Below are 1,627 nucleotides of genomic sequence, written 5' to 3' on the forward strand. Positions count from 1 at the left end.
GCATGACGCCGTGCGGCAGGCGTGGGACACTGTCAAAGTGAGGCTCTAGACGGCACCGGCCGAAGGATCACCGAATGAAAACCACCCCGTGAAAATCACCGTCCAGCGCACCGGCGGCATCGCCGGGATGGAGCGTGTCTGGAGCGTGCAGGCGGTGACTCCGGATGACCGGAACCGGTGGCAGCCCCTGGTCGAGGCGTGCCCCTGGGACGAACTGCCCACTCCGGATACCGCCCAGCCTGACCGGTTCGTCTACCGGATTCGGGCCGGCGAGCGCYGCGCCACGTTGCTGGAGCAGGACCTCATCGGCCCGTGGCGGATCCTCGTTGAGACCACGCGCGCTGCCTCCGAGTCGACCGGGCGGGAGGGCCAGCCGGATTAGACCGCGGCCAGGTGTCCGCGGAAGGTCCGCCGGTAGGACTGCGGGCTGGTGTCGAGCACCTTGGCGAAATGATGCCGCAGCAACACCGAGTGGCCGAACCCGGCCTCCCGGGCGATCTCGTCGATATTGAGGTCTGTCGTCTCCAGCAGCTCCTGGGCCCGGAGCACCCGCTGCGAGTTCAGCCAGGCCGCCGGCGTGGCACCGGTCTCAGCCCTGAACCGCCGCGCGAACGTGCGCGGCGACATGTGAACGCGAGCCGCCAGCTCGTTGACGGCGTGGTCCTCGTCCAGGTTCCGGACCATCCACCCCAGCAGCTCTTCCATTGGCTGCGAACCGCACCTCGGCATCGGCCGGTCGATGTACTGGGCCTGGCCGCCGTCGCGGTGCGGCGGAACCACCATGTCCCGGGCGATGCTCGCGGCCACGTTGGCGCCGAACTCGACCCGGACCAGGTGCAGGCTGGCATCAATGCCCGCCGCGGTGCCGGCGCTCGTGATGATCCGGTCGTCCTCGACGTAGAGCACGTTTTCGTCGACCAGCGCGGCCGGATAGCGGGCGGCGAGCTCCTGCGAGTAATGCCAGTGCGTGGTGCAGCGGCGGCCGTCCAACAGCCCGGCCCGGGCCAGCGCGAAAGCCCCGGAACAAATCGACATGACCCAGGCGCCCCGGGCATGCGCCGCCCGCAACGCATCGAGGGCAGACTCGGGAACATCCGCGTCCTTGCCGAACGGGGTCATGATCACCAAGTCCGCGTCCGCCGCCGCCTCGAGCCCGAGTTCCACCTGCATCGACGGGCCCGACTTCATCGGAATATCGCCCGGCACCGGAGTGCAGATGCGGAAATCGAAGGCGGGCACGCCGGCGTCGCGGTCCGACCTGTCGATACCGAACACCTCGAAGGCGGTCCCGAACTCGAAGATCGAGAAGTTGGGGACCACGATCATCGCCACTGATTTGATCATGCTTCCAGTGTGGCAGAAATTATAGCTTTTTGGGCATTTCTGCCACTTCTTTTGCCTCTTCCACCGGCGAACCATGGAGGTATGGAATTCATCGGAATCGCCCTCATCGTCCTGGTCCTCGCCGCCGTCGCCGCCACCCTGCGCAGCCTCACGAAAGACGGGCTCGGCCACAATCCCCCCGTCCGCTCGCATGAGTACTGGATGGCCCGCGACCTTCCCAGCACCAGCTACACCCTGCGGATTTTCTAAACCACGCCACCCCACACGCTGCCCGGCCCCGCAC

Annotated in this window: 3 protein-coding genes; 2 read left to right on the top strand and 1 reads right to left on the bottom strand. The window is 67.1% G+C overall.

What is annotated here, in order from left to right:
* Nucleotides 1-88: 88 nt before the first annotated feature.
* Entirely contained in the window at nucleotides 89-382 is a 294-nt protein-coding gene (locus tag AB4Y86_RS18540; protein WP_441403608.1) for a protealysin inhibitor emfourin, read from the top strand.
* Here AB4Y86_RS18540 and AB4Y86_RS18545 read toward each other — a convergent pair.
* A complete protein-coding gene (locus tag AB4Y86_RS18545; RefSeq protein WP_441403609.1) occupies nucleotides 379-1,344 on the bottom strand; it encodes a GlxA family transcriptional regulator in 966 nt (321 codons plus the stop codon). The two genes, AB4Y86_RS18540 and AB4Y86_RS18545, sit on opposite strands and share 4 nt — an antisense overlap.
* An 81-nt stretch (nucleotides 1,345-1,425) precedes the next feature.
* On the opposite strand from AB4Y86_RS18545, the gene AB4Y86_RS18550 reads away from it, so the two are divergent.
* The gene (locus AB4Y86_RS18550; RefSeq protein ID WP_441403610.1) at nucleotides 1,426-1,593 is read left to right on the top strand and encodes a hypothetical protein; all 168 of its coding nucleotides are present in this window, start codon (nucleotides 1,426-1,428) and stop codon (nucleotides 1,591-1,593) included.
* The last annotated feature ends 34 nt before the right edge of the window (nucleotides 1,594-1,627 follow it).

Source organism: Arthrobacter sp. 2YAF22_2, from assembly GCF_052114645.1.
Classification (GTDB): Bacteria; Actinomycetota; Actinomycetes; order Actinomycetales; family Micrococcaceae; genus Arthrobacter.

Excerpts from the sequence above, each read along its gene's own strand:
- AB4Y86_RS18545 (WP_441403609.1), bottom strand. The coding sequence starts at position 1,344 with ATGATCAAATCAGTGGCGATGATCGTGGTCCCCAACTTCTCGATCTTC.
- AB4Y86_RS18550 (WP_441403610.1), top strand. The coding sequence starts at position 1,426 with ATGGAATTCATCGGAATCGCCCTCATCGTCCTGGTCCTCGCCGCCGTC.